The following is a 26,537-nucleotide window of genomic DNA, read 5'->3' as shown; positions in this document are numbered from 1 at the left end:
ATCCTGTGATGAAAGGAACTGGCATGAAGTACATTGTGTTACTCGGAGATGGCATGTCCGATGAGCCGATGCAGGAGTTGGGCGGGAAAACGCCGCTCCAGGCGGCACGGACTCCCCATATGGACGCCATGGCACGGCGGGGCAGGATCGGTCTCGCCCGTACCGTGCCGGAGGGATATCCCCCCGGCAGCGATGTGGCTAACCTTTCGGTGTTCGGTTATGATCCCCGCGCCTGCTACACTGGGCGTTCGCCCCTGGAAGCTGCCAGCATGGGAGTAGAACTGGGCTCTGCCGACGTTGCTTTTCGGGTGAATCTGGTGAACCTGGCACCGACCCGCGGTACGCTCGTCATGAATGATTATTCGGCCGGTCACATTTCCACCGCCGAGGGCCGGGAGCTCATCGAGGCGATCCAGGGCGTAATGGGCACGGATGAATTCCAGTTTTATCCCGGGGTCGGCTACCGTCATCTCATGGTCTGGCGCAATGGGAAATGCGGCATGACTGTGGTCCCCCCTCACGATATTTCCGGGCAGAGCATCCTTGAACACCTGCCAAAGGGGGAGGGGGCGGAGCGACTGATAGAGCTCATGAACTCCTCGCAGCTCGTGCTCAACAATCATCCCCAGTATCGGCGCCGGCTCGAAGAGGGAAAGGTTCCCGCAAACTCCATCTGGCTCTGGGGGCATGGCAAGGCGCCCCGGATGGCATCTTTCCACGAAAAGTTCGGCCTTACGGGCGCCGTCATTTCCGCGGTGGACCTGGTGCGCGGCATCGGCGTGTGCGCCGGTCTGGACGTGATCAAAGTTGAAGGCGCCACCGGTTATATCGATACCAATTACGAGGGAAAGGTAACTGCTGCTCTTGAGGCGCTGGAGGCGCACGATTACGTCTATCTCCACGTGGAAGCCCCCGATGAGGCGGGTCACGGCGGCAACCTGGAGCACAAGCTGAAGGCCATCGAAGATTTCGATGCCCGGGTCGTGGGTCCAATTATGGCGGGCATGGAAAAGTTCGGATCGTACCGAATCCTCTGCACACCGGATCACCCGACGCCGTTGCGGCTCAAGACTCACACCGACGCTCCGGTTCCGTTCGTCCTCTTCAGCGGGGAAACCTCGGAGAACGCCGGCGTGGCCGGTTACGACGAAGAGTCGGCCAGATCAGCCGGCTTGGTGGTCGAGGACGGCTTCAGACTCATGGAGATGATGCTGGACCGATAGGGGGAACACGGAAGGGGCGGTCGCAAAGACCGCCCCTTCTTGATTCGACGCGAGGGAGGGTGCTCACCACCTGCGGTAGACGGGACCGAGCGGGCGGTGCCAGTAAGGTCCGGGCCAGACTCCGTACCAGTAGGGATCGTAGTAGTAATAGGGTGCCGGCGTCGGATAGGGATATCCACTGTCATAGTCCTGGCTCTTCCAGACGTGGATCTCCTTGATGGCAACCACCGGGTAGCTGTAGTTCACTTCGTCAAGAGGCTGAACCTTTTTACCCTTGATCTCTCCCACCAAGGTCACCAGACGTCCCGGTTTGAAGATCACCGCATCGAGGAACTGTGCGGAGGTGGCGAGGAACCGTCCTTCCGAGCGGAAGGTGTCGCCGGGAATGCCGCTTTCGTCGAGACCGACCTGCATTACCTCGATTTGCCCCCCATCACTGTTGTTTTTCGTGTCGACAATGACCCCGCCAAGCATGACGTATTTCCCCAGAAATGCGTCAGGATTCGCCTTCAGTCCCGTAAAGGTTACGGTCGGATCCACCAGGCGCCTGGCCTCGTCGCTGAGAACCCGTGTGCATGCCGCCAAGACGACGCATGCAAGGACCATCATCACCAACCTGAACGATCTGTTCATGATTGGCCTCCTTTCTCCTGTCTGACCATAATGGTAGCCGAACATGGGGAAAAGTCCACGACGGTCCCCGTCTCCTTGACGCTGCCGGGATACGGAAATCTCTGGAAGTGACCGGGGTTTCCATGTTATAAAAATCCGCTGATGTTTCCGTCTGGAGGGCGTTCATGAAAATCTGCGTCATTGGCACCGGCTATGTGGGGCTCGTTGCCGGAACCTGTTTTGCCGAAAGCGGCAATACCGTTGTCTGCGTGGATGTAAATGAAGAGAAAATAGCCGGACTCCGGGAGGGAGTCATCCCTATCTACGAGCCGGGGCTCAAGGAGATGGTGATCCGCAACAGCGCTGAGGGGCGGCTAACCTTTACCACCGATCTCGCCGCTGCGGTGAAGACATCCTTGGTGAACTTCATTGCCGTGGGTACCCCGCCGGGTGAAGACGGGTCCGCAGACCTCAAGTACGTGCTCGATGTGGCTCGCGCCATCGGGAGCCACATGGAAGGGTTCAAAATCATCGTCGACAAGTCCACCGTTCCGGTCGGCACGGCCGATCAGGTGCGGCGCGCCGTGCAGGAGGAACTGGACCGTCGCGGCGTCAGCTATGAGTTCGATGTGGTGTCCAATCCCGAGTTTCTCAAGGAGGGGGCGGCCATTGACGACTTCATGAAGCCCGACCGTGTCGTCATCGGCGTTGACAACGTGCGGACCGCCGAACTGATGAAGGAGCTCTATTCCCCCTTCATGCGCAAGACCAACCGTATGATCCTGATGGACGTACGCAGTGCCGAGATGACTAAATATGCCGCGAATGCCATGCTTGCCACGCGGATTTCCTTCATGAACCAGATTGCCAATCTCTGTGAACGGATGGGCGCCGATGTCTCCGCGGTCCGGGAAGGTATCGGGTCAGATTCGCGCATCGGCTACGATTTTCTGTTTCCCGGCGTGGGCTACGGCGGTTCATGCTTTCCCAAGGACGTGAAGGCCCTGGTTCGGACCGCGGAAGAGTGCGGCTACGACTTCATGCTTCTCAAGGCGGTTGAAGAGGTGAACGAGCGGCAAAAGATGCTCATCCCCGAGAAGATCCTCCGGCACTTTTCCGGAGATCGGGCAGGAGAGTCACGTCCCCTCGCCGGCAAGACCATTGCCGTGTGGGGCCTGTCATTCAAGCCGCGCACCGATGACATGCGCGAGGCACCTTCCATTGTCGTGATCGAGCGGCTGCTGGCGGAGGGAGCCTCGGTCCGCGCCCATGACCCCGAGGCGGTCAAGGAGGCGCAAAAAATCTTCGGTGATCGCATTGCCTACAGCTGTTCCAGTCCCTACGACATCCTTGCCGGTGCCGACGCACTCGCCATCGTTACCGAGTGGAACGAGTATCGCAACCCCGATTTCGAACGGATCGCCGAGCAGCTCAGAACGCCGGTCATCTTTGATGGGCGCAATCTTTACAATCCGCGCCGCCTGAAAGAAATGGGCTTCATTTACCACGGAATCGGCCGCAACGGCTCCGGCTTCGTGGAAAAGTAGGCGACTTATGCGCATCCTGGTAACCGGCGGCGCCGGATTCATCGGTTCTCATCTGTGCGAACGGCTTCTGGAGCAGGGGCATGACGTGCTCTGCCTCGACAACTTTTTCACCGGGTCGAAACGCAATATCGATCGGCTGATGGATTTTCATCGTTTCGAGGTCATCCGTCACGATATCATCGAGCCGATCCTGCTGGAAGTGGACCGGATCTACAATCTGGCGTGCCCTGCTTCGCCCGTTCACTACCAGTACAATCCGGTAAAGACCATCAAGACCAGCGTGATGGGAACCATCAACATGCTGGGGCTTGCCAAGCGCGTCAGGGCGCGCATCCTCCAGGCATCCACTTCGGAGGTCTATGGCGATCCCACAATTCATCCCCAGCCCGAATCCTACTGGGGAAACGTGAACCCGATCGGCATCCGGAGCTGCTACGACGAGGGAAAACGGGTGGCGGAAACCCTCTTGATGGACTACCATCGCCAGAATGGTGTCGACATCCGGATCGCCCGCATCTTCAACACCTATGGCCCGCGGATGGCAGAACACGATGGGCGAGTGGTTTCCAATTTCGTGGTGCAGGCCCTCCGGGGAGAAGATCTCACCGTGTACGGCGACGGCAGCCAGACCCGTTCCTTCTGCTATGTGGACGACCTGCTGGACGGGCTCGTGACGCTCATGGAGCATGATCAGTTCTGCGGGCCCGTAAATCTTGGAAACCCGGAAGAGACACCCATTATCGAGTTTGCCCGGCGGATCATTGCGATGACCGGTTCGTCCTCGCAGATCATCTATCGGCCGCTCCCTTCCGACGATCCTCGCCAGCGTCAGCCCGACATCACCCTGGCCCGAACGATCCTTGGCTGGGAGCCTCGCGTATCCCTCGACGAGGGGCTTGCAAAAACCATTGAGTACTTTGCCGGCCTGACCCCGACCGGATAGCAGTACGGAGGAAATCATGCGGAAGCGGATGTATCTCATCCCGACCGGGTGCATACTCTTTATCTTGTATTTCACCGTGTTCGGTGAACGGGGATTGTTGCGGATATATCATCTGAGCAACGAAAGGGATCAAATTCGCCAAAAGGTCGGTGTCGTCCGTGACGAGAACGAAAAGCTTAAAAGAGAGATCGAGGCACTCAAATCGGACAGGCGATACCTTGAAAGCATCGCACGCAAGGATTTCGGCCTCGTGAGACCGAACGAAATCGTGTACCAGTTTCCCACCGCGACCGATAGACCCGAAGCCAAGCCACAGCAGCCGGTATCCACGGCTGTTGGCGCTAAGCGTTAGGCTCTTCGGCTTTTAATCAGATTCCGGTTCAGGAGTATCAACCCATGAGCACCACACGAAAACAATCCTGCGCGGTCTGCGCCTGGCGGGCTAATTGCGCCAAAAAGTTTTGCGTCACTGATGGCGGAGCCCGTTGTCCCGACTTTTCGAGAGACGTCTCCATCAAGGACGTGGAAGAAGAGCCCAATGAGGAGACGAAATGAGTCAGATAGAAGGTTCCATGAAAGATGCGGTCAGGGATCTGGTGCGCGAGGCGCTTGAGCGCTCTTTCGCGGACGGCACCCTCGCCTCGGGCCACGTGCCCGATATTGTAGTTGAAAAGCCGGCCCTCGAAGAACACGGAGATTTCGCGTGCACCGCAGCCATGCTGATGGCGAAGGCGGAAAAGAAGGCACCGCGGGCAATTGCCGAGATTATCATTACTCACCTGAACGATCGGGAATCACTGGTCGAGTCGGTTGAAATTGCCGGCCCCGGTTTTATTAATTTCAGAATGCGCACCAGTGCCTGGTGTCGGGTACTTCGCAGAATCGAACGCGAAGGCGGGGACTACGGCAAAAGTGAGGCCGGCGCAGGGAAGAAAGTACAGGTGGAGTTCGTCAGTGCCAATCCCACCGGGCCTCTGCATATCGGGCACGGTCGCGGCGCTGCCATCGGCGACACCATCTGTCGTCTTCTTGCCGCAATCGGCTGGGATGTGACCCGCGAGTTCTACTACAACGATGCCGGTCAGCAGATCGCCAACCTGGCGCTGTCGGTGCAGGCCCGCTGCCTCGGTGTTGAGCCGGGAGGTCCCTTGTGGCCCACGGACGGCTACCAGGGTGAGTATATAAAGGACGTGGCCCGCTCCTATCTGAACCGCGAAACCGTTGATGCCGGCGACCAGCATGTAACAGCGGCCGGAGACCCCCACGACGTGGAGGCGATCCGCCGCTTTGCCGTCGCATATCTGCGGCGGGAGCAGGACCAGGATCTGCGGGCATTCGACGTGGGATTCGACGTCTACTTCCTCGAGTCGAGCCTCTATGCCGAGGGACGGGTTGACGACGTGGTGCAGCGCATCATTGCCAAGGGCCATGCCTACGAGCAGGACGGCGCTCTCTGGCTGAGGACCACCGAGTTCGGCGACGACAAGGACCGCGTCATGCGCAAGTCGGACGGCAGCTACACCTACTTCGTGCCTGACGTGGCCTACCACCTCAACAAGTGGGAACGGGGATTCATCCGGGTCGTCAACGAGCAGGGGGCCGATCACCACAGCACCATCACCCGGGTGAGGGCCGGCCTCCAGGCCCTTGACGCGGGGATCCCCAAGGGATGGCCCGAGTACGTTCTCCACCAGATGGTCACGGTCATGCGTGGTGGCGAAGAGGTCAAGATCTCCAAACGGGCCGGAAGCTATGTTACTCTGCGCGATCTCGTCGACGAGGTGGGTCGTGACGCCACGCGGTTCTTCTTTCTCATGCGCAAGCCCGATTCCCAGTTGGTGTTCGATATCGATCTAGCCAAGCAGCAGACCCTCGAAAACCCCGTTTACTATGTGCAGTATGCCCATGCGCGCATCTGCAGCATCTTCGAGAACGCGGCCGACAAGGGTGTTGTCCCGCCAACCGTTGATCAGGCCAGCCTGGAAAGCTTGGGGACTCCCGAAGAGCTGACACTCGTGAAGCTGCTGAGTTCGTTCCCCGAGATCGTGGAAGGAAGTGCGCTTAATTTCGAACCCCACCGGATCACCTACTACTTGCAGGAACTTGCCGGTGCCTTCCACTCGTTCTATAACAAGAACCGGGTCATTACCGAAGATGCAGACCTGACCGGTGCGCGCCTGCTTCTGCTGCACAGCACGGCAACCGTGATCAGAAACGGCCTCGGGCTACTGGGTGTGTCTGCTCCCGAGAAGATGTAGCGGAGCGCGGTCAGATGGTTCTGGATTATCGCGAACGAAAGACGGTCAGTAAGAACCGTCCCAAATCAAAGCCGATTGGGCTCCTTGCGTGTGCCTTCCTGCTCGTGGCACTGATCTCCTTTGCGCTCGGAGTGCTGGTCGATCGCTTTCTTCTCCCCCCTCGGGGAGGGCAGAAAGAAGCGTTGTCGGCACCTCCTCAGAATGCGATTACACCGAAGGCGTCCGCTACTCAAGCTCAGCCCGGTGAAGGAAACCCTCCTGTGGTTCCCACTCCTCCTCGCCCTGCGGGAGAGCCTTCGCTTACGTTCTACGAGACACTGCCCAAGGGAGGAAAGGCCATTCTGGGAAGCGGCATCAATCTTAGAAAAGATGAGTCGGCGCCCAAGAGTCCCGCTGTACCCCCTGCGGTTAAGGAGCAGGGGGGAGGAGCCCAGAAGCCCACTGCCAATCTTCCCGAAGCAAAGGGCGTGGAGGCGCGGCGAAGTGACGAGCCGTCAACCGCTGCGGGTGCCTCAGTAAAGAATGCCGCCCCTGCAGTTAAGGTTCAGCCTTCTCAGTCTGCATCCGCGGCGAAGGAAACCTATTCTGTCCAGGTCGCCTCTTCCAAGGAACGCAAAGACGCTGATGCAATCAGGGCCAAGCTGGCTGAAAAGGGGTTTTCGGCCTACGTCACCGAATCGACCATTCCCGGCAAAGGTACCTGGTACCGCGTTAGGGTTGGCCGGAAGCTGGACCAGCCGGCCGCAAGCAACCTTGCCGAAATGCTCGGAAAGGGAGCAATTCTTATTCCGGAATGATTAAAATTAAAATTTGCGATTGACAGTCTTGAATCGGCTGTGGTACATATTGGTTCTCACGACGCGGGGTGGAGCAGTCTGGTAGCTCGTCGGGCTCATAACCCGAAGGTCAGAGGTTCAAATCCTCTCCCCGCAACCAAACAAAACAAAGGCGAATCGCTTGAATGGCGATTCGCCTTTTACTACCATAAGGCGGTGTAGCTCAGCTGGTTAGAGCATACGGCTCATATCCGTAGTGTCCGGGGTTCAAGTCCCTGCACCGCCACCATTAACAATAACCCCTCCGGTCAGGAGGGGTTTTTTGTTTTGTGTCCCTACACGGCTTTGACGCGAGACTCACTTCATGAAAACGCTATCCCCGGTTGATGCGGTCTTGAAAAAAGTACGAGCCTTTAACGCTGAACACGGGATGTTCCGCCCGGGGGACAGGGTTGTCGTTGCCGTATCGGGCGGTGCCGACTCGGTTGCGCTGGTGGATATCCTTGTTTCGCTTAACGAGTTGCGGCTTGATCTGGTTGTTGCACATCTGAACCATAAGCTGCGTGGAGCGGCGTCTGACGAGGATGAGCGATTCGTGGAGCAGTGCGCTCAGACATACGCCCTTCCGTTCGTAAGTCGGGGCGAGCAGGTAAAAGCACTAGCCGAATGGGAACGACTGTCCCTCGAAGATGCCGGCCGACGGGCGAGGTATGCATTTTTTGATGACGTTGCCGCCGCGTGCGGAGCTCGAACCGTCGCTCTGGCCCACCATGCCGACGACCAGGCTGAAACGCTGCTCATGCGGCTTGTGAGAGGGGCGGGAGGCCTGGGGTTGTCTGCCATGCAACCCGTCGGGGCCGGCGGGAAGTATGTGAGACCCCTTCTTGCGCTGGGTCGACAGGAAATCGAGGCTTATCTCGATGCGCGCGGACTGGCGTTCCGTCAGGATCAGAGCAATACCGACGTGGCCTTTCTGCGTAATCGTATCCGGCACGAACTCGTTCCGTATCTGGGGCGGCTGAATCCGGGCGCCGCTTCCCGACTTGCCAGAACAGCCGAATTGCTTGCTGACGACGAAGCGTTACTGAGCCGACTCGTCGAAGAGGCATTGAGGCGGCATGTTATGGTAACGGAGCAGGGGGGGGCGATTTGCTCTGTCGACACCCTGCGCAGAGAACCGCGTGGACTTCGGCGTCGGCTGTACCGCAAGGCGATCGCGCTGGCCAAGGGTGATCTGGCGCGGATAAGCTTTGACCATGTGGATGCGATAGATCGGCTCGTGTTGTCAGAGAACCCATCCGGACGGCTCCATCTGCCCGAAGAAATTCTGGTAACCCGTTCCTACAATGAGGTTGCCTTTGCCCGGAGAATGGCTGACATCCCATCGCTTCAAGAACTGTGGATCGACGGTCCCGGCTGTTGGCCGCTGTCCGGCGGAGGGGAGCTCGTTGTCGAAATTGCTACGGGTCCTCCACCGTGGGGTGAGCTTTCGACTACCGAGTCCTGGTTCGACCTGGAGCTGGCCCCGTTTCCCTGGCTTATCCGCGGTTGGAGGCCCGGCGACCGCATGATTCCCCTTGGCATGACCGGAGAGAAGAAGGTGAAGGACATCTTTATCGACCAAAAGGTTCCCCGCGAACTCCGTCGAAGTATCCCGCTCTTATTCAGGGGAGATTCCCTTCTTTGGGTATGCGGCTGTCGTCGAGGAGAGTCTGCAAGGATAACAGCCGGCAGTCGGGCGATGGCTGTTGTGCGGATACGCGGCAGGCGCCTGAAATGACCTGAAATCGCTTGTCAACCCGTTCCTTCTATGATAGTTTTTTTCAATTAGTGGTCTGAAACCAGTAACCATCAGCGTTCGCGGGCGTTCGTCCATTGCCCGAACCACATCATGGGGGTACCCTTGAACCAGTTCTACAAGAACCTTGCGCTCTGGCTCGTCATAAGCCTTATGATGATCCTCCTCTTCAACCTCTTCAACAAGCCGCGCACCACCCAGGAACGGCTCGGCTACAGCGACTTCATTGCTGCGGTTGATGCGGGGAAGGTCAGCACGGTTACGGTCCAGGGGAACGAGATCATCGGCAAGTATTCCGACGGCAAGGAATTCCGCAGCTACAAGCCGACAGATGCCATGCTCTCCGAAAAGCTTCTGGAGAAGAAGATCAATGTCTCTGCCAAGCCCGAGGAAGAGAAGGTCTCGTGGTTCTCCATCTTCATCTCCTGGTTCCCGCTCCTTTTTCTGGTGGGGGTCTGGATTTTCTTCATGCGCCAGATGCAGGGAGGGGGTGGCAAGGCCATGGCATTCGGCAAGAGCCGCGCGAAGCTTCTGACAGAAGCCCAGGGGCGCGTGACCTTCGAAGACGTGGCCGGTGTAGACGAAGCAAAGGAAGAACTGGAAGAAATCATCCAGTTTCTGAAGGATCCCAAGAAATTCACCAAGCTAGGAGGCCGTATCCCCAAAGGTGTTCTGCTCGTGGGCCCTCCCGGCACGGGCAAGACGCTCCTGGCACGGGCCGTAGCCGGAGAGGCGGGAGTTCCTTTCTTCTCCATTTCGGGATCCGACTTTGTCGAAATGTTTGTTGGGGTCGGCGCGAGCCGGGTCCGCGATCTTTTCGTGCAGGGAAAGAAGAATGCGCCCTGCATTATCTTCATCGATGAGATCGATGCGGTTGGACGCCATCGGGGTGCGGGACTCGGCGGCGGCCATGACGAGCGGGAACAGACACTGAACCAGCTGCTGGTTGAGATGGACGGCTTCGAATCCAACGAAGGGGTCATTCTTATCGCGGCCACAAACCGGCCCGATGTCCTCGATCCGGCACTCCTACGGCCGGGACGGTTCGACCGCCAGGTGGTCGTTCCCCAGCCCGACGTGAAGGGGCGGGAGATGATTCTGAAGGTCCACACCAAAAAGACCCCGCTTGCTTCCGATGTGGACCTGGGAGTAATCGCCCGCGGCACGCCCGGCTTCTCGGGAGCGGACCTGTCCAACGTGGTGAACGAGGCTGCTCTGCTGGCGGCGCGTAAGGACAAGAGCTTTGTCGAAATGAAGGACTTTGACGACGCCAAGGACAAAGTCCTCATGGGTGTCGAGCGTCGCAGTATGGTGATTTCGGAGGAAGAGAAGAAAAATACCGCCTATCACGAAGCCGGCCATACCCTTGTTGCCAAACTGATCCCGGGCACCGATCCGGTGCACAAGGTTTCCATTATTCCGCGGGGACGGGCGCTTGGCGTTACCATGCAACTGCCTATCGAGGACAAGCACAGCTATAACAAGGAGTCGCTCCTGAACCGGATCGCGGTGCTCATGGGAGGCCGGGCTGCCGAAGAGATCATCTTCAATGAGCTTACCACGGGCGCCGGTAACGACATTGAACGTGCAACGGAGATCGCACGCAAGATGGTGTGCGAATGGGGTATGAGCGAAAAGATGGGGCCGGTCACCTTCGGTAAGAAGGAGGAGTCGATCTTCCTTGGCCGTGACATGTCCATGCACAAGAACTACAGTGAAGCGACGGCGGTGGAAATCGACGAGGAGATTCGTAAAATCATCGACGGCAGCTACTCGCGGGTCAAGCAGCTCCTGAATGAGAATCTGAGCGTGCTCCACTGTCTGGCAACACAGCTTATCGAGAAAGAGAACCTGACCGGCGACGAAGTTGACCGGATCATCAAGGATGACTGCGCGGCCAGCCGCGCTGCAGTCGAAGAGGCCCCCGTGGCTCCATGACTCCATTGACTGCCCAATGCTCCGGAACCTTACTTTGCGCGGAGCACGCCACCGGACAGCACCATGCCGGGGTATGGCGACTGCGTAGCCGGCGCATTGACCTTACATCCCGTCCTTGTATCATGGGGGTCCTTAACGTGACCCCCGATTCATTTTCTGACGGCAATTGCTACCTGGACCCCGCTGCGGCGGAAGATCGGGCTCTTGCCATGGTGGCTGAAGGGGCAGATATTGTTGATATCGGCGGTGAAAGCACCCGCCCAGGTGCACCTTCGGTCAGCGAAGCTGAAGAAATGCAACGGGTGGTGCCTCTTGTGGAGCGCCTTGCCGCAAAACTGCCGGTTCCTCTTTCCGTCGATACCTACAAGGCTGCTGTAGCCCGCGAGGCTCTTGCCGCCGGCGCAGAGGTCATCAACGATATCAGCGGCCTGACCTTTGACCCGGGCATGGCGACCACCGTGGCCGAGGCCCGGGCGGGACTCGTGGTCATGCACACACGCGGCACCCCGGCGATGATGCAGCGCGATACGGCCTATGACGATCTGATTGCCGAAGTGCTCGGATCGCTGCGCTACTCTATGGGTCGCGCACAGGCGGCGGGAATCCCCAATGAGCAGATCGTAGTGGATCCGGGCATCGGTTTCGGCAAAAGCGTTGACGGGAATCTGGAAATTCTCCGGCGTCTTGCGGAGTTTGCCAGCCTGGGACGGCCCATACTCGTCGGTACTTCCCGCAAGTCGTTCATAGGCGCCGTTCTTGACAGGGAGGTAGCAGATCGCCTGTTCGGAACCGCCGCCACGGTGGCGGTGGCCGTGGCAAACGGCGCCTCCATACTGAGAGTTCATGATGTTCGGGCCATGCGGGATGTGGCCCTGATGACCCGGGCGATTCTTGCTCCGCGACGCTGATCACACCCCATTTACCGTACTGATTCAGCCCACCCCTGTCAGGTGACGACGATGACCGAGCCACTCCAGATCTTCGGTTGGCGCGACGCAATCGATATCGCGATTGTGGCATGGATCATTTATCGCCTGATCATCATGCTCAGGGGACGGGTCGCCAACCGTCTTCTGCTAGTCCTGGCCTTTCTCGCGGCGCTGTACTCCCTGTCGCGGCTCGCGGGATTCGAGGCGTTTCACTGGATCGTCGGATCCCTGTTCAGCTCACTAATCCTTATTCTCGTCATCCTCTTCCAGCATGACATCCGGAGGGCGTTGGTGACGCACGGCAAGCATCGCCATGCCCTCACGGAAGACCGGGACGAGCAGGAGGAGCGAGACCATGCCTCACTGATTGTCGGTGAATTGATCGCCGCCGCTACATCGCTTTCCTCCCGCCGGATAGGAGCCCTGATCGTCATCGAACGCGAAATGGGTGTCATGAGTCATGTTGAAACCGGCACCGAAGTTGATGCCAAGATTACGAGCGAAATTCTTACATCCATTTTTCTTCCCTATTCTCCTATTCACGATGGTGCAGTGATCATCCGGCGCGGCAAGCTGACGCGGGCCGGGTGTTTTCTGCCCCTTTCGCAGGACCCGACCATCAACAAAAACCTGGGGACCCGCCACCGGGCCGCTCTTGGTCTCACAGAATTGGTGGACTGCGTCGTTCTGGTAGTTTCCGAGGAAACGGGAACCATATCCGTGGCTGTGGGGGGAAGAATCATTTCTGTCAGCGATGCTGCGAGTCTGCGGAAAATTCTTAAAAAGCTCCTTGAACCCAGGTGGCTTACTGAATGAACGTGACGGATCTTGTGAAAAACTGGGATGTCAAGCTCCTCTCGCTAGTCCTCGCCGTCAGCCTCTGGCTCGGTGTTGCCGGGGGGAGGGAAGGGGAGCTTGTCATGCGGGTCCCACTTGAGCTTCGCAACGTTGCCACCGGCTATACCGTGGCAGATAAAGGCCCCGGGGAGTTGGTCGTCACCCTTAACGGACCGAATATTCTTTTGTTGAAGCTCCGTGACGAAAAGATTATCATGCCGCTCGACATGACGGGGGTCGGGGCGGGTACTGTCCTGTTCACCGGTTTTGAGGCCCGCCTGTCTGTTCCCTCCAAAGTTCGGGTGACGCGAGTATACCCAGCTGAAATTTCGGTCCGGGTGGAGCAGTCGCCCGCACGGCCTGAATCCCCCAAGACACATGAAAGCAGGTGAAGCGATGAAGAAATTATTCGGAACGGACGGTGTCCGCGGTGTTGCCAATGTCTACCCAATGACCACGGAAATGGCCATGCAGATCGGCCGGGCTGCAGCCTATCTGTTCAAGGACGGTAATCGCCGTCATCGTATCGTGATCGGCAAAGACACGCGCCTGTCCGGTTACATGCTGGAAAATGCCCTGGTGGCCGGCATCTGCTCCATGGGGGTCGACGTCCTTGTGGTCGGCCCTCTTCCCACGCCGGGAATTGCAAATATCACCTCCTCCATGCGGGCCGATGCAGGGGTTGTCATTTCTGCTTCACACAACCCCTTTCAGGATAACGGCATCAAGTTTTTTTCCCGCGATGGGTTCAAATTGCCCGACGAAATGGAGCTCAAAATCGAGGATCTCATTTTTTCCGGGAAAATCGACTCGCTCCGTCCGGTGGCCACCGAGGTGGGCAAGGCCTACCGGATCGATGACGCAGTGGGGCGGTATGTGGTGTTTCTGAAGAACAGCTTTCCCAAGGACCTCGATCTTGCGGGGATGAAGATCGTCCTCGACTGTGCCAATGGTGCCGCCTACAAGGTTGCGCCGGCCGTTCTTGAGGAGCTGGGCGCCGAGGTCATCCCTTATGGCGTCAAGCCTAACGGAACCAATATCAATGCCGGTTGCGGCTCCCTCTATCCGCAGGTCATCAGCGAAGCGGTCAAAGAGCACCGGGCAGACCTCGGCATTGCCCTTGACGGTGACGCCGACCGGGTCATCTTCGTGGACGAGTTCGGCAACGAGGTGGACGGCGATCACATCATGGCCATCTGCGCTACTCAGATGTTGAAACAGAAAAAACTGCGCAAGAACACACTGGTAGCAACGGTCATGAGCAATATGGGCCTCGATATCGCAGTGAAGCGGGCCGGCGGAAAAGTAGTCAAAACTGCGGTTGGAGATCGCTACGTGGTGGAGGAGATGATCAAGGGGGGGTACAATCTTGGCGGGGAGCAGTCGGGGCACATGATTTTCCTCGACCCCAACACCACCGGCGACGGCGTCCTGTCTGCCCTCCAGGTGTTGGCCACCATGCGCCGGGCCGACAAGAGTCTCTCCGAACTGGCGGAGGTCATGATTCCGTTGCCCCAGGTGCTGGTCAACGTGCGGGTCAAGGAGAAGAAGGACATAACAACCATTCCGGAAGTGGCGTTGCTCATCGGAGATATAGAGAAAAAGCTCGGCGACGAGGGACGCATCCTTATCCGCTATTCGGGTACCGAACCGCTGTTGCGTATTATGCTCGAAGGCCAGGACAAATATCAGATAACCGGGTGGGCAAAGGAAATTGCCGATCTGGTCGAGAAGAAGATCGGAGGGAAGTAGGTGGCAAAGCTCGGAGTCAACATTGATCATGTAGCAACAATCCGCCAAGCCCGGGGCGGCGTTGAGCCCGACCCGGTGGCGGCCGCCGCCATTGCCGAGTTCGCCGGTGCCGACGGGATAACGGTGCACCTGCGCGAGGACCGGCGGCATATTCAGGACCGGGACCTGCGTCTGCTCCGTCAGACCGTTAAGACGAAGCTCAATCTGGAAATGGCCGCCACCGACGAGATGGTGGGTATAGCTTTGTCGGTCAAACCCGACATGTGCACCCTGGTACCGGAGCGACGCCAGGAGCTTACCACTGAGGGGGGGCTTGATGTGAGAGTCGGCATGCAGGCGCTTGCCGATGCCATTGGACGCCTTCAGGACGGCGGCATTGTAGTGAGTTTGTTCATTGATCCCGATGCGGATCAGGTCAAGGCATCCAGCAAGGTGGGGGCCGACTACATCGAAATCCACACCGGAACCTTTGCCGAGGCACGGGAGTGGAAAAAGGAGCAGGCCGAACTTGAGCGCATCGAAAACGCCATCAAGCTCGGCACAAAGCTCGGGCTCGGCATCAATGCCGGGCATGGCCTCAATTATACCAATGTTCGCAAAGTCGCGGCCCTCGGAGGTATCGAGGAATTCAACATCGGACATTCCATAATCTCACGCGCAGTGTTTACCGGGCTCGACCGTGCCGTGCGGGACATGGTAGACCTCGTCAAGTACGCATGATTTTCGGTACCGGCATCGATATCGTCGACATTACCCGTTTCGACCGCCTGGTCGAAGAAGGGAACGTGCGTCTCTTCGAGCGGCTCTTTACGCCTCATGAAATGGAGTACTGTGCCGGCAAGGCCCGGAGCTCCCAGCACTATGCCCTGCGGTTCGCGGCCAAGGAGGCGTTTCTCAAGGCCTGCGGTCTCGGCCTGCGTGAAGGGATGACCTGGCATGACGTGGAGGTCGTCAATGATACTCTCGGTAAGCCCGAGCTCAAGCTCCACGGCAAAGCCCTGAAGCTGGCCACCGACCTGAGCCTCAGTCGGACTTTCGTTTCCCTTTCCCACGACGGAGCATACGCCGTCGCCCTAGTTGTGCTGGAGCGCCCATGAAGGTGGTGAGCGGCGAAACCATGCAGCGGATGGACCGTCGCGCCATCGACGAGTTCGGTATCCCCGGCCTTGTCCTCATGGAAAACGCCGGCCGCGGATGTGCCGACGCCATCAGAGAGATGTTCGGCCGCGACGGCTGCATACCGGTCCTTGTGGTCGCGGGCAAGGGTAACAACGGCGGCGACGGCTATGTGATCGCTCGACTGCTGGCTGGGGAAGGGTGGCCGGTGCATACGGTTGTGCTTGCCCGTAAGGACGAAATTGGCGGTGATGCCCGCGAGAATCTGGACCGCCTCGACCCGTCGACGGTTTCTTACCTCCCTGCAGGGGGAACTCTTTCGTCCCTTACGGCTAGGCTCGACGCTGCGGCATTGGTGGTGGATGCCCTGCTGGGGACAGGGCTGAAGAACGAGGTGCAGGGCGCGTATGCCGAAGCGATCAGGCACATCGCAGCTTCAGCTCGGCCGGTTGTCTCGGTCGACATCCCGTCGGGTATCGACGCCGCAACGGGCAAGGTGCTCGGGGTTGCGGTCACGGCCAGTCTGACGGTAACCTTCGCCCTTGCAAAATACGGACACGTTCTTTATCCGGGGGCGCTGCACTGCGGCCGGCTGAGAGTTGTCAATATCGGTATTCCGGAGTCAGTCGCCCGGGAAGCGGACGGCATTCTCTACGTTGACGCGGCTGAGGCGGCAGCAGTGGTTAAGCGGCGGGACCCATGCTCCCACAAGGGGAGCTTCGGGCACAGCCTCGTTATAGCCGGGTCTGTCGGGAAGACGGGAGCCGCGGCAATGGCCGCGAACAGCGCCGTTCGAAGCGGAGCAGGCCTCGTTTCGCTGGCAGTTCCGGCAAGCCTTAATGCAATTCTCGAGTTAAAGACCACCGAGGCTATGACAATCCCGCTGGCTGACGGTGGGGTCGGTTTCCTCGGGGATGAGTCACTTGTTCCGCTGAGGGACGCGATTCGAGGCCGGGATGCGATAGCCCTTGGTCCCGGCCTGTCGTGGCAGCCAGCTACTGCCGCCCTTGTGCGGCACCTGCTGGCTGATATTATGGTGCCCCTCGTCCTTGACGCCGATGGCCTCAATGCAATTTCCGAGCAGACCGAACTCTTGAAGGGCGCGCGCCCCGACACCGTTGTCCTCACGCCCCATCCTGGGGAGATGGCGCGTCTTGCGGGAACCACCACTGCGGCGGTCGAAGCGGACCGTATCGGCGTTGCGCGAGACTTTGCCGCACAGTTCGGCGTCTATCTTATCCTCAAGGGCGCACGGTCCGTCATCGCGGCGCCCGATGGGCGCATCGCCCTCAACGGCAGCGGCAATCCGGGCATGGCCTCGGGGGGGATGGGGGATGTGCTCACTGGTGTTGTCACGGCACTCCTTGGACAGGGGTACGAACCATTCGACGCCTGCATACTGGGTGCTTTCGTTCACGGTCATGCCGCTGACCTGGTTGCTGCGGACAAGGGCGAGACAGGCATGTCCGCTCTCGATGTCCAGGAGCGGCTACCCTATGCATTCAATTCACTGATCCGTTTGAAGGGAGAACAATAATGAAGACTGTGCGCGACATAATGACAACCAACGTTGTTACAGCCAGGCGTGAGACCACCATACGGGAGCTTGCCGAGCTTTTTTCGAAATACCGGATCGGGAGTATCCCCGTTGTCGACGAAGCGGGCAACCTGGCGGGCATCGTCACCGAGTCCGACTTGATTGAGCAGGACAAAAGCCTGCACATTCCGACGGTCATATCGCTTTTCGATTGGGTTATCTATCTGGAAAGTGCCAAGAAGTTTGAACGGGAGATCCAGAAGGTAACCGGCCAGACCGCCGGAGATATCTATACCACCGAGGTTGAGAGCGTGACGCCGGAAACCCCGGTGAGCACGGTCGCTGATATCATGGCCAACAAAAAGCTCCACACGCTTCCGGTGGTTGAAGGGAAGAAGCTCGTGGGAATTGTCTCCCGTATTGATCTCATCAGAACCATGGTGGGGTAGGACGCGTGGTGTTTAATGTCACTTCGCGGTGCGAGGAGGAGACCGAGCGACTCGGGGAACTTCTGGGCAGAGAGCTGTCAGCCGGGGCATTCGTTGCCCTGGCGGGGGAGTTGGGAAGCGGAAAAACCCGGTTTGCCCGCGGAGTGGCGCGCGGACTCGGCGTTGCTGAAACGGTCCCCATAACCAGCCCGACCTTTACCCTCCTCAATGAATACCGAGGCCGTATTCCCCTCTACCATTTCGATCTGTACCGGCTGGGCGGCGTTGACGACGCAGCGGCTCTCGGTTTCGACGAATACTTCCATGGAACAGGTGTTTGTCTCGTGGAATGGGCCGAACGTCTGGGTGATGATCTGCCTGTGGAGCGGATTGACATCACCTTTCGACACGAGGATGAAACCATCCGTCTTCTGGAGTTCGTTCCTTACGGCATAACCTATGAAGCTTTATTAAAAAAATGTTTTGACCACTGGTCTGATTCCTGCTATTAAGTGACGACCTGCGGTCGTGTCCTGTATACAAACTGCAGTATGACACATATGATCCAGAGCAAAGGAGGAACGGTAGATGGCACTGGTGGTCCAGAAATACGGCGGCACCTCGATGGGGTCCATCGAGCGCATCCGCAATGTTGCCAAACGGGTCGCCAAGACCTATGACGCCGGAAACGATATGGTTGTTGTCGTTTCCGCCATGTCGGGAGAAACCAACAAGCTCGTGGCCCTCGCCAATGAGATTTGCGAATTCCCGGATACCCGCGAATATGATGTGCTGGTGGCGTCGGGCGAGCAGGTCTCCATAGCTCTCCTTGCCATGTGCCTCAAGTCGATGGGCTACAAGGCCAAGTCATATCATGGCTGGCAGATACCCATTATCACTGACAGCGCTTTCAGCAAGGCTCGAATCGAGAGCATCGACGACACCAAGGTGCGCGCTGACCTTAAAGACGGCTCCATTGTCATTGTCGCCGGTTTCCAGGGCGTCGACAAAGATGGCAATATCACTACTCTGGGCCGTGGTGGCTCCGATACCTCGGCGGTTGCCGTAGCTGCCGCCTTCAAAGCGGATGTGTGCGAGATTTTCACCGACGTGGACGGCGTTTATACCACTGATCCGAATATTTGCCAGGATGCCCGGAAAATTGAGAAGGTATCCTATGATGAGATGCTGGAACTCGCCTCGCTCGGGGCGAAGGTTCTTCAGATCCGTTCCGTAGAATTTGCGAAGAAGTACAATGTGGACGTTCATGTCCGCTCCAGCTTCAATGAAAATCCAGGGACCATGGTTACCAAGGAGGATAAGGATATGGAAGCAGTTCTCGTTTCGGGAATCGCCTACGACAAGAACGAAGCAAAAATTGCCGTGATGGGGGTACCCGACAAACCGGGAATCGCCGCCAAAATTCTGTCGCCCCTTTCCGACGCCAATATATCGGTCGATATGATTGTCCAGAATGTAAGCGGGGGTGACCTGACCGATTTCACCTTCACTGTTACCAAGGCAGATTTCAAGAAAGCCCTCGCCATCACCAAGGAAGTGGCCAAGGAGATCAGTGCCAAAGAGGTGGCAGAGGACGAAAACATTTCAAAAATATCCATCGTTGGTGTCGGCATGCGGAGCCATGCGGGGGTTGCCACCAAAATGTTCCAGACCCTTGCCAAGGAAGGGATCAACATCCAGATGATCTCCACTTCTGAAATCAAGGTTTCGGTCATTGTTGACGCAAAATACACCGAACTGGCCGTTCGGGTGCTTCACGAAGCGTTCGGACTCTCCGGCAAATAAAGAAACTTCCAGAGCGGAAGCGCGGAATTTCGAAGGCGCGGGGGAGAAAATCGATCATTTGATTTTTTCTTCCGCGCTTTCGTACATGCGCCTCGCCGTTCCCGAAAGGTGAAAGCATGAGCCTTGTAAAACTCTACGATACGACTCTCCGCGACGGAACCCAGGCGGAGGATATTTCCTTCCTCGTGGAGGACAAAATCCGGATCGCCCATAAACTCGATGAGATAGGCATTCACTACATCGAGGGTGGGTGGCCCGGCAGCAATCCGAAGGATGTTGCCTTTTTCAAGGACATCAAGAAAGAGAAACTCTCCCAGGCGAAGATCGCTGCGTTCGGTTCCACCCGTCGTGCCAAGGTAACCCCCGACAAGGACCATAACCTCAAGACCCTCATTCAGGCGGAACCAGATGTCTGCACCATATTCGGCAAGACATGGGATTTTCACGTGCATGAGGCACTGCGGATATCGCTCGAGGAAAATCTTGAGTTGATTTTCGACTCGCTGGAATACCTTAAGGCGAATGTTCCCGAGGTCTTCTACGACGCCGAGCACTTTTTCGACGGCTACAAGGCGAACCCGGACTACGCCATCAAGACCCTCAAGGCCGCTCAGGACGCAAAGGCCGACTGCATTGTTCTCTGCGACACCAACGGCGGTACCATGCCCTTCGAGCTTGTCGAGATTATCCGCGAGGTGCGCAAGCACATCACGGCCCCTCTCGGCATCCACACGCACAACGATTCAGAGTGCGCCGTTGCCAACTCCCTCCATGCGGTCAGCGAAGGAATTGTCCAAGTCCAGGGTACCATCAACGGTTTCGGCGAGCGCTGTGGCAATGCCAACCTCTGCTCGATCATCCCTGCCCTGAAACTCAAGATGAAGCGCGAGTGCATTGGGGACGACCAGCTTAGAAAACTTCGCGATCTTTCACGATTCGTCTACGAATTGGCCAACCTTTCGCCCAACAAGCATCAGGCATATGTGGGCAACTCGGCATTTGCCCACAAGGGCGGCGTCCACGTATCGGCCATCCAGCGCCATCCTGAAACCTATGAGCACCTGCGGCCGGAGCTGGTCGGCAACATGACGCGGGTACTCGTTTCCGACCTGTCTGGTCGCTCCAATATCCTTGCTAAGGCAGAAGAGTTCAATATCAAGATGGATAGCAAGGACCCCGTTACGCTCGAAATTCTCGAAAATATAAAGGAAATGGAGAACCGGGGTTACCAGTTCGAAGGGGCGGAAGCGTCGTTCGAGCTCCTCATGAAAAGAGCCCTCGGCACCCACCGCAAGTTTTTCTCGGTGATCGGTTTCCGGGTAATCGACGAAAAGCGCCATGAGGACCAGAAGCCTCTTTCTGAAGCTACAATCATGGTCAAGGTGGGGGGCAAAATCGAGCACACCGCAGCTGAGGGAAATGGTCCGGTGAATGCATTGGACAATGCTCTCCGCAAAGCCTTGGAGAAGTTTTATCCGCGCCTCAAGGAAGTAAAGCTGCTGGACTACAAGGTGCGCGTATTGCCGGCGGGGCAGGGGACGGCCTCGTCTATCAGGGTGCTCATCGAGTCTGGCGATAAAGAGAGCCGCTGGGGTACGGTCGGTGTTTCGGAAAACATTGTCGATGCATCCTACCAGGCTCTTCTGGACAGTGTGGAGTACAAGCTCCACAAAAGCGAAGAGATCGAAGGCTCCAAGAAGTGAAACCCCGCACCGGGCATGCGGTGTATCTCACCCTTGCCTTAGCGGTCATGACATTACCACTACTTTTCAAAGGCCATGGCACATCCCCTTTGGAGATTCCTGCTGTGGCCTTTGTGCGTTCGCGCTCCGATGACCGCCCCGTGAGCATCATGATAACCGGCGTACCGGAGAAGTCAGGCGTTTATCGGGTTGCCCGGGGATCCACATGCCAGAGCGTCATAAATATGGCGCTTCCCAACTCGTCGGTTAATTATCTTCCTCCTGCTACTGTGGGCCGTATCCTCTGCGATGGTGATGTCGTGATCGTGCGTAATAAGAACAGAGCAACCAGCGACGTTTCCTTGGGAAAACTGGCCGTTTCTCAGTTGATGCTGATGAGAATCCCTCTAGATCCAAATCGGATGGACATAAAGGATTGGGAGCTTTTGCCCGGCATCGGGCCTGAGCTTGCGAGACGGATAGTATGTGACCGTCAAGATAATGGCGATTTTTCGTCTTTTGAGGCATTGGAAAGGGTTCCGGGAATCGGTCCGAAGACGCTGATGTCACTAAAAGAATTTTTTTGATATTTGTAACTTCTTGAAAAATAGAAATTTATTTAAGAATAATGTCTCCTGGCACATTGTGCCACAAGTGGTAACCCAGTTTGGCACACATGGTGAAATATTTAGGACACTCACGGTTATAATTCTACATGGGGGGGATGACCTATGAAATGTCCTAAATGCAGAGGCCGCATGTTCGCTGAGAAGTTCTATGATTTCGTTAGGTCATTTGATGCCTGGAAGTGCACGTGCTGCGGAGAAGTAATTGACCCGACGATCCTGGCGAACAGGGCGAGAAATCAAAATATCGTCCTCGGCTAAACGATTCTGTCAGCCTTTGGGCGACGATAAAGGAGGGGAAAGCATGCTTTCCCCTCCTTTTGTTTTTGGGCATAGACTGGTCCTTGTAAATAGTTTGTGCTGGTGTTTATTGTATGAAGGGAGATTGTCAGGTCTATGTTTGCCGGGAGGGGGGCAATGGGAGAAGGTTGTTCGCTTGCAAAGACGAAGAGTTACACGGACGAAATGCTCAACTGGGTGAGGGGCAAGGGCAAGATCCTAATCGTTGTTCACGACAATCCGGACCCCGATTGTCTCGCCTCTGCCATAGCGCTGCGGCATCTGTTCGTTATGAAGCTGAACAGGGATGCCACAATTGCTTTTTCCGGCATGATCGGCAGGAGCGAGAACATCGCCATGGCCAAGCAACTGCAAATCCCCCTGACCCCGCTGGCCCTCATCGATTATCAGGATTTTTCCGTTACGTGCATGCTCGATACCCAGCCGGGGGCGGGCAATAATTCACTCCCCCCTGACAAGCGGGTTGATATTCTTATTGATCATCACCCCAGACGGGAAGCCGGCTTGAGATGCCGATGGGATGATATCCGCGAAGAATACGGCGTAACTGCAACCATCGTCTATGAATATCTGCAGGCCCAGGATGTCCCTATTGGCAGCAATCTCGCCACGGCGCTGTTTTATGCGATTAAGTCGGAAACACAGGATCTTGGTCGCGAGGCCGCCCGACCCGATAGAGATGCCTATCTGAAGCTTTTCCCCCTGGCCAACAAAAAACTGCTCTATGAAATCACCTATCCAAAGCTTCATGTGGAATATTACCTCACGATCAACCGCGCTATTGAACATTCACGTATCTATGGAAATCTGCTGGCAACAAATCTTCAAGAAGTAAGTTTTCCGGAAATTGTCGCCGAGATGGCGGATTTTTTTCTCCGGCTTGAAGGGGTCGATGTTGTGCTGGCGATTGGCCGATTTCACAACGAAATCATTCTTTCAGTGCGCACCTCCCGGCACGACGTTAATGCAGGAACGTTGATCAAGCGGCTCGTCGAGGGCAGAGGCGCCGCTGGAGGCCATGGCATGATGGCGGGGGGGAAAATCGAAGGACTTTCCGATTCCGCTGCGGAACTGGAGGATATCGAGCAACTCCTCGTCCGTCGTTTTATCGATATCTTCGCGCTGGGGCACATTCGGTCGCTGTCGTTGAGTGCTCTCAGGCGTACGGCTCTGCCGGCCCTTGCCGCCGAGATTGACAACCTGCATCACATCGTTTAATGTACGCTTTTTTCCAACTGCCAGAGGTATCTCATGCGCTCAGACGGTCGCAACCCAGCATCACTCAGAAACATACGGATTACACGAAAGTATCTCAAACACGCCGAAGGCTCTGTTCTTGTTGAATTCGGTGACACAAAAGTTTTGTGCACCGCCTCAGTGGAGGAGTCGGTGCCCCCCTTTCTGCGCGGCAAGGGTGGGGGATGGGTAACGGCAGAGTATTCCATGTTGCCGCGTGCCACCCATACGCGATCCCCTCGTGAAGCCGCCAAGGGGAAGCTGGGGGGAAGGACCCATGAGATCCAGCGTCTCATCGGCCGTTCTTTGCGGGCCGTCACAGATTTGACGCTTCTTGGCGAACGAAGCGTACTGATTGATTGCGATGTGCTTCAGGCTGATGGAGGGACCCGGACAGCTTCTATTACAGGTGCCTACGTCGCACTGGTCGACGCGTTTCAATGGCTCGTATCGCAGGGGACTATTGCGACTCTGCCGGTCCGAGAGGCGGTCGCCGCTGTCAGTGTTGGGATAGTCGGCGGGGAAGTGTTGCTCGATCTGAACTACATTGAGGACTCGCGAGCCGATGTTGATATGAATTTTGTCATGACTTCGTCGGGACGTTTCGTGGAAGTGCAGGGAACCGCAGAGGCTGAACCTTTTACCTGCGCCCAGATGGATGATATGCGCTCCCTTGCCATGATCGGCATCGAACGTCTCATGGCCATTCAACAAGAGGTGCTTGAGCAGTGACCCGGCTGGTGGTAGCAACCCGCAACAAGGGTAAACTGCGAGAGATTGCTGCGATTCTGGACGGGTTGCCTTTCACGTTGTTGTCGCTCGAGGATTTCCCGGATTTCCCCGAAGTGGAAGAGGACGGCAAGACATTTGAAGAGAACGCCTTGAAAAAGGCTTCAGTTGCCGCCAATATTACAGGACTTCCTGCGCTCGCCGATGACTCGGGGCTCGTCGTTGACGCACTTGATGGAAAGCCGGGTGTTTACTCTGCCCGCTACTCGGGTGAGAACGCCAGCGACGAAGCAAATAATGCGAAGCTGTTGAGTGAGTTGGAATCAGTGCCTTACGAAGAACGCACGGCCGCTTTCCGGTGCACCATCGCCCTGTGTTCGCCCGGAGGAAAGAGATACACCTTCAGCGGGGAACTGCATGGGGTAATCCTTGATTCGCCGCGCGGTACCGGAGGGTTCGGCTATGATCCTCTCTTTTTCGTTTCCGAAAAAGGTGCAACCATGGCAGAACTCCCTCTTGAGGCCAAAAATGCCGTGAGTCACCGCGGCAGAGCCCTGGCTCTTCTGAAAGATCATCTTGGCTGGCAGGGGATTGAATAAAAATACTTGCATGTCAGTACGGCATGTGTTAGTTATACAAATTCCAACGGGGTGTAGCGCAGCCTGGCTAGCGCACCTGCCTTGGGAGCAGGGGGTCGGAGGTTCGAATCCTCTCACCCCGACCAAGCCTGCGCCTGTAGCTCAGCTGGATAGAGCAACGGACTTCTAATCCGTAGGTCAGAGGTTCGAATCCTCTCAGGCGTGCCAACTAATTAACGGTAAATCACATATGGTGGCTATGGTGAAGGGGTCTAACACACATGACTGTGACTCATGCATTCGTGGGTTCAAATCCCACTAGCCACCCCATTTAAGAAAGAGCCCCGTGATGAACGGGGCTTATTCGTATGTGTAGTTGGTTGCGACAATCTGCGAGAGTGGCGGAACTGGCAGACGCACTGGACTTAGGATCCAGCGGGCAACCGTAGGGGTTCGACTCCCCTCTCTCGCACCAATTCAAACATGTGTGGCTTTCTTAATTACCCGCCCGGAGATTGTTGTTTTCTTGCCCACTATCCCGTCCGATTAATAATCATATTAACACTACCCCAATGGAGAGAGGTTGAACGATGACCAGCACTGTCGAGTCGCTCAGCAGCGTCAAAAAGAAAATTTCCTTTGAGATTCCGGCGGACCGCGTTACGTCCGAGATAGACAAGGTTTTTGAAAAGATCCGCAAGCGCGCGGCCATTAAGGGCTTCCGTAAAGGCAAAGCCCCCCAGTCACTCATTGAAAAGCATTATGCAGACGTCATGGAAGGTGACGTGCTGAAGAATCTGTTCGAGGAGACGTATTTCAAGGCGCTTGCCGAGCACAAAATCTTTCCCGTTTCCCATCCAGTAATTGACAGCGACGAAATAAAGCGCGGAACTCCGTTTACCTACTCCGCTACGGTCGAAGTTCTCCCCGAAATCGACGTAAAGGACTACAACGGACTTGAGGTTGCCAAGGAAACCTTCACGCCCGATGAGTCGATTGTTGAGAAGAGACTGCAGGAAATGCGTGAGAACATGTCTCACCTGAGGTCTCTGGAAGAGGGATCAGTGGCTGAAGATGGGCACTTCGCCGTCATTGACTTTACCGGTTACGTCGACGGTGTTCCGTTTGAAGGCGGCTCTGCCGAGAGTTACCAGCTTGAACTCGGTTCCGGCCGATTTATTCCCGGTTTTGAAGAACAGATCGTGGGTATGAAGACCGGCGAGTCGAAATCAATGTCGCTGAACTTTCCTGAGGACTACTGGAACAAAGATCTTGCCGGCAAAGAGGCCCGATTTGACGTGATCCTGAGTGAGATCAAGGTCAAAGAGCTCCCTGAGCTGAATGATGAGTTTGCCGCTCAGATGGGAGAGTTCGATACCATCACCCAACTGAGGGACAAGATTGCTGAACTGTACGAGAAGCAGGAAAACGACCGGATTAAAGCAGACCTTCAGGATCGGGTCGTGCAGGCGCTCATTGAGAAAAACGAAATAGAGGTTCCTTCGACGCTTGTGGACCGGCAACTGCAGACCATGCTGGCCAACGCACAGAACAGGCTTGCCCAGCAGCGGCTTACCTTCGAAATGATGGGAATGAACGAGGAGTCGTTCAAGGCCCAGTACCGTACCGTTGCTGAGAACCAGGTCAAGGGTTCGCTTCTTCTTGAAGCCGTTGCCAAAAAAGAAGGAATTTCGGTCGAAGAGGCTGACATCGAGAAAAAACTGCTGGAAATTGCAGGAGGCAACGAGGAGGAGCTCGGCCGCGTAAAGAGCTTTTACGAGCAGAATCGTGCGGCACGGGAAAATCTTGTAGCGCACTTGGCCGAGGAGAAGGTCATGTCGTTTCTTCTGGGTAGCGCAGTAATCAGCGAGAAGACGAAAGAGTAA

The 26,537-nt window shown here is 56.8% G+C and carries 26 protein-coding genes and 6 tRNA genes; 31 read left to right on the top strand and 1 reads right to left on the bottom strand.

Annotated elements, in window-relative coordinates:
- Nucleotides 1–23: 23 nt before the first annotated feature.
- Nucleotides 24–1,223: a cofactor-independent phosphoglycerate mutase gene (locus GS_RS09120; protein ID WP_010942463.1), complete on the top strand. Its 1,200-nt coding sequence runs from the start codon at nt 24–26 to the stop codon at nt 1,221–1,223.
- A gap of 63 nt (nt 1,224–1,286) precedes the next feature.
- On the opposite strand, the gene GS_RS09115 is transcribed toward GS_RS09120, so the two are convergent.
- Complete coding sequence (locus GS_RS09115; protein WP_010942462.1) at nt 1,287–1,856, bottom strand: Slp family lipoprotein; 570 nt, start codon at nt 1,854–1,856, stop codon at nt 1,287–1,289.
- Between the two features lie 164 nt (nt 1,857–2,020).
- On the opposite strand from GS_RS09115, the gene GS_RS09110 reads away from it, so the two are divergent.
- From GS_RS09110 to tig, 30 genes are all read left to right on the top strand, one after another.
- Complete coding sequence (locus GS_RS09110) at nt 2,021–3,382, top strand: UDP-glucose dehydrogenase family protein (protein ID WP_010942461.1); 1,362 nt, start codon at nt 2,021–2,023, stop codon at nt 3,380–3,382.
- Between the two features lie 7 nt (nt 3,383–3,389).
- Complete coding sequence (locus GS_RS09105) at nt 3,390–4,325, top strand: UDP-glucuronic acid decarboxylase family protein (protein ID WP_010942460.1); 936 nt, start codon at nt 3,390–3,392, stop codon at nt 4,323–4,325.
- Between the two features lie 16 nt (nt 4,326–4,341).
- Nucleotides 4,342–4,677 carry an FtsB family cell division protein gene (locus GS_RS09100; protein ID WP_010942459.1) on the top strand — a complete coding sequence of 112 codons (336 nt, stop codon included), beginning with the start codon at nt 4,342–4,344 and terminating at the stop codon, nt 4,675–4,677.
- Between the two features lie 44 nt (nt 4,678–4,721).
- Nucleotides 4,722–4,880 (top strand): hypothetical protein, encoded by a 159-nt coding sequence (locus tag GS_RS17425; RefSeq protein ID WP_010942458.1) that lies wholly within the window; start codon nt 4,722–4,724, stop codon nt 4,878–4,880.
- 17 nt (nt 4,881–4,897) lie between these two features.
- Entirely contained in the window at nt 4,898–6,583 is a 1,686-nt protein-coding gene (argS, locus tag GS_RS09095; protein WP_200858945.1) for an arginine--tRNA ligase, read from the top strand.
- A 14-nt stretch (nt 6,584–6,597) separates the two neighbouring features.
- Nucleotides 6,598–7,380 (top strand): SPOR domain-containing protein, encoded by a 783-nt coding sequence (locus GS_RS09090; protein WP_010942456.1) that lies wholly within the window; start codon nt 6,598–6,600, stop codon nt 7,378–7,380.
- Between the two features lie 62 nt (nt 7,381–7,442).
- A tRNA-Met gene (locus tag GS_RS09085) sits at nt 7,443–7,519 on the top strand.
- Between the two features lie 52 nt (nt 7,520–7,571).
- A tRNA-Met gene (locus tag GS_RS09080) sits at nt 7,572–7,648 on the top strand.
- A gap of 75 nt (nt 7,649–7,723) precedes the next feature.
- Entirely contained in the window at nt 7,724–9,139 is a 1,416-nt protein-coding gene (tilS, locus tag GS_RS09075) for a tRNA lysidine(34) synthetase TilS (protein WP_010942455.1), read from the top strand.
- Between the two features lie 123 nt (nt 9,140–9,262).
- The gene (gene ftsH, locus GS_RS09070) at nt 9,263–11,095 is read left to right on the top strand and encodes an ATP-dependent zinc metalloprotease FtsH (protein ID WP_010942454.1); all 1,833 of its coding nucleotides are present in this window, start codon (nt 9,263–9,265) and stop codon (nt 11,093–11,095) included.
- Nucleotides 11,096–11,217: 122 nt separating this feature from the next.
- Nucleotides 11,218–12,003, top strand: a complete 786-nt coding sequence (gene folP, locus GS_RS09065; RefSeq protein WP_235044855.1) for a dihydropteroate synthase — start codon at nt 11,218–11,220, stop codon at nt 12,001–12,003.
- 51 nt (nt 12,004–12,054) lie between these two features.
- Nucleotides 12,055–12,840, top strand: a complete 786-nt coding sequence (cdaA, locus tag GS_RS09060; RefSeq protein WP_010942452.1) for a diadenylate cyclase CdaA — start codon at nt 12,055–12,057, stop codon at nt 12,838–12,840.
- Entirely contained in the window at nt 12,837–13,253 is a 417-nt protein-coding gene (locus GS_RS09055) for a CdaR family protein (RefSeq protein ID WP_010942451.1), read from the top strand. Before cdaA ends, GS_RS09055 begins: the two co-directional genes overlap by 4 nt.
- A gap of 4 nt (nt 13,254–13,257) precedes the next feature.
- Entirely contained in the window at nt 13,258–14,613 is a 1,356-nt protein-coding gene (gene glmM / locus GS_RS09050; RefSeq protein WP_010942450.1) for a phosphoglucosamine mutase, read from the top strand.
- Nucleotides 14,614–15,333, top strand: coding sequence for a pyridoxine 5'-phosphate synthase (locus tag GS_RS09045; RefSeq protein WP_010942449.1), 720 nt, complete (start codon nt 14,614–14,616; stop codon nt 15,331–15,333).
- A complete protein-coding gene (locus GS_RS09040) occupies nt 15,330–15,710 on the top strand; it encodes a holo-[acyl-carrier-protein] synthase (protein ID WP_010942448.1) in 381 nt (126 codons plus the stop codon). Before GS_RS09045 ends, GS_RS09040 begins: the two co-directional genes overlap by 4 nt.
- Nucleotides 15,707–17,266, top strand: a complete 1,560-nt coding sequence (locus GS_RS09035) for a bifunctional ADP-dependent NAD(P)H-hydrate dehydratase/NAD(P)H-hydrate epimerase (RefSeq protein WP_010942447.1) — start codon at nt 15,707–15,709, stop codon at nt 17,264–17,266. The genes GS_RS09040 and GS_RS09035 overlap by 4 nt, the downstream gene beginning before the upstream one ends.
- A complete protein-coding gene (locus GS_RS09030; RefSeq protein WP_010942446.1) occupies nt 17,266–17,715 on the top strand; it encodes a CBS domain-containing protein in 450 nt (149 codons plus the stop codon). Before GS_RS09035 ends, GS_RS09030 begins: the two co-directional genes overlap by 1 nt.
- 5 nt (nt 17,716–17,720) lie before the next feature.
- A complete protein-coding gene (gene tsaE / locus GS_RS09025; protein WP_010942445.1) occupies nt 17,721–18,206 on the top strand; it encodes a tRNA (adenosine(37)-N6)-threonylcarbamoyltransferase complex ATPase subunit type 1 TsaE in 486 nt (161 codons plus the stop codon).
- A 76-nt stretch (nt 18,207–18,282) separates the two neighbouring features.
- Entirely contained in the window at nt 18,283–19,500 is a 1,218-nt protein-coding gene (locus GS_RS09020; protein ID WP_010942444.1) for an aspartate kinase, read from the top strand.
- 116 nt (nt 19,501–19,616) lie between these two features.
- Entirely contained in the window at nt 19,617–21,203 is a 1,587-nt protein-coding gene (gene cimA, locus GS_RS09015; RefSeq protein ID WP_010942443.1) for a citramalate synthase, read from the top strand.
- Nucleotides 21,200–21,769 carry a ComEA family DNA-binding protein gene (locus GS_RS09010; protein WP_010942442.1) on the top strand — a complete coding sequence of 190 codons (570 nt, stop codon included), beginning with the start codon at nt 21,200–21,202 and terminating at the stop codon, nt 21,767–21,769. Before cimA ends, GS_RS09010 begins: the two co-directional genes overlap by 4 nt.
- 456 nt (nt 21,770–22,225) lie before the next feature.
- Nucleotides 22,226–23,326, top strand: coding sequence for a DHH family phosphoesterase (locus GS_RS09005; protein ID WP_010942440.1), 1,101 nt, complete (start codon nt 22,226–22,228; stop codon nt 23,324–23,326).
- A gap of 33 nt (nt 23,327–23,359) precedes the next feature.
- Nucleotides 23,360–24,076, top strand: coding sequence for a ribonuclease PH (gene rph, locus GS_RS09000; protein WP_010942439.1), 717 nt, complete (start codon nt 23,360–23,362; stop codon nt 24,074–24,076).
- Nucleotides 24,073–24,672, top strand: coding sequence for an XTP/dITP diphosphatase (locus GS_RS08995; RefSeq protein ID WP_010942438.1), 600 nt, complete (start codon nt 24,073–24,075; stop codon nt 24,670–24,672). The genes rph and GS_RS08995 overlap by 4 nt, the downstream gene beginning before the upstream one ends.
- Nucleotides 24,673–24,719: 47 nt before the next feature.
- Nucleotides 24,720–24,797, top strand: a tRNA-Pro gene (locus GS_RS08990).
- 5 nt (nt 24,798–24,802) lie between these two features.
- Nucleotides 24,803–24,879 (top strand) — tRNA-Arg (locus tag GS_RS08985).
- 25 nt (nt 24,880–24,904) lie between these two features.
- Nucleotides 24,905–24,981, top strand: a tRNA-His gene (locus GS_RS08980).
- A gap of 62 nt (nt 24,982–25,043) precedes the next feature.
- Nucleotides 25,044–25,126: transfer RNA gene (locus tag GS_RS08975), tRNA-Leu, on the top strand.
- A 115-nt stretch (nt 25,127–25,241) separates the two neighbouring features.
- Nucleotides 25,242–26,537 carry a trigger factor gene (gene tig, locus GS_RS08970; RefSeq protein WP_010942437.1) on the top strand — a complete coding sequence of 432 codons (1,296 nt, stop codon included), beginning with the start codon at nt 25,242–25,244 and terminating at the stop codon, nt 26,535–26,537.

This window comes from Geobacter sulfurreducens PCA (genome assembly GCF_000007985.2).
GTDB lineage: Bacteria > Desulfobacterota > Desulfuromonadia > Geobacterales > Geobacteraceae > Geobacter > Geobacter sulfurreducens.
This window is presented reverse-complemented; position numbering and strand designations above follow the sequence as displayed.

What these genes read in the sequence shown, in the direction of transcription:
- GS_RS09120 (WP_010942463.1), top strand. Translation starts at nt 24, where the DNA reads ATGAAGTACATTGTGTTACTCGGAGATGGCATGTCCGATGAGCCGATG.
- GS_RS09115 (WP_010942462.1), bottom strand. Translation starts at nt 1,856, where the DNA reads ATGAACAGATCGTTCAGGTTGGTGATGATGGTCCTTGCATGCGTCGTC.
- GS_RS09110 (WP_010942461.1), top strand. Translation starts at nt 2,021, where the DNA reads ATGAAAATCTGCGTCATTGGCACCGGCTATGTGGGGCTCGTTGCCGGA.
- GS_RS09105 (WP_010942460.1), top strand. Translation starts at nt 3,390, where the DNA reads ATGCGCATCCTGGTAACCGGCGGCGCCGGATTCATCGGTTCTCATCTG.
- GS_RS09100 (WP_010942459.1), top strand. Translation starts at nt 4,342, where the DNA reads ATGCGGAAGCGGATGTATCTCATCCCGACCGGGTGCATACTCTTTATC.
- GS_RS17425 (WP_010942458.1), top strand. Translation starts at nt 4,722, where the DNA reads ATGAGCACCACACGAAAACAATCCTGCGCGGTCTGCGCCTGGCGGGCT.
- argS (WP_200858945.1), top strand. Translation starts at nt 4,898, where the DNA reads ATGAAAGATGCGGTCAGGGATCTGGTGCGCGAGGCGCTTGAGCGCTCT.
- GS_RS09090 (WP_010942456.1), top strand. Translation starts at nt 6,598, where the DNA reads ATGGTTCTGGATTATCGCGAACGAAAGACGGTCAGTAAGAACCGTCCC.
- tilS (WP_010942455.1), top strand. Translation starts at nt 7,724, where the DNA reads ATGAAAACGCTATCCCCGGTTGATGCGGTCTTGAAAAAAGTACGAGCC.
- folP (WP_235044855.1), top strand. Translation starts at nt 11,218, where the DNA reads ATGGGGGTCCTTAACGTGACCCCCGATTCATTTTCTGACGGCAATTGC.
- cdaA (WP_010942452.1), top strand. Translation starts at nt 12,055, where the DNA reads ATGACCGAGCCACTCCAGATCTTCGGTTGGCGCGACGCAATCGATATC.
- GS_RS09055 (WP_010942451.1), top strand. Translation starts at nt 12,837, where the DNA reads ATGAACGTGACGGATCTTGTGAAAAACTGGGATGTCAAGCTCCTCTCG.
- glmM (WP_010942450.1), top strand. Translation starts at nt 13,258, where the DNA reads ATGAAGAAATTATTCGGAACGGACGGTGTCCGCGGTGTTGCCAATGTC.
- GS_RS09040 (WP_010942448.1), top strand. Translation starts at nt 15,330, where the DNA reads ATGATTTTCGGTACCGGCATCGATATCGTCGACATTACCCGTTTCGAC.
- GS_RS09035 (WP_010942447.1), top strand. Translation starts at nt 15,707, where the DNA reads ATGAAGGTGGTGAGCGGCGAAACCATGCAGCGGATGGACCGTCGCGCC.
- GS_RS09030 (WP_010942446.1), top strand. Translation starts at nt 17,266, where the DNA reads ATGAAGACTGTGCGCGACATAATGACAACCAACGTTGTTACAGCCAGG.
- GS_RS09020 (WP_010942444.1), top strand. Translation starts at nt 18,283, where the DNA reads ATGGCACTGGTGGTCCAGAAATACGGCGGCACCTCGATGGGGTCCATC.
- cimA (WP_010942443.1), top strand. Translation starts at nt 19,617, where the DNA reads ATGAGCCTTGTAAAACTCTACGATACGACTCTCCGCGACGGAACCCAG.
- GS_RS09005 (WP_010942440.1), top strand. Translation starts at nt 22,226, where the DNA reads ATGGGAGAAGGTTGTTCGCTTGCAAAGACGAAGAGTTACACGGACGAA.
- rph (WP_010942439.1), top strand. Translation starts at nt 23,360, where the DNA reads ATGCGCTCAGACGGTCGCAACCCAGCATCACTCAGAAACATACGGATT.
- tig (WP_010942437.1), top strand. Translation starts at nt 25,242, where the DNA reads ATGACCAGCACTGTCGAGTCGCTCAGCAGCGTCAAAAAGAAAATTTCC.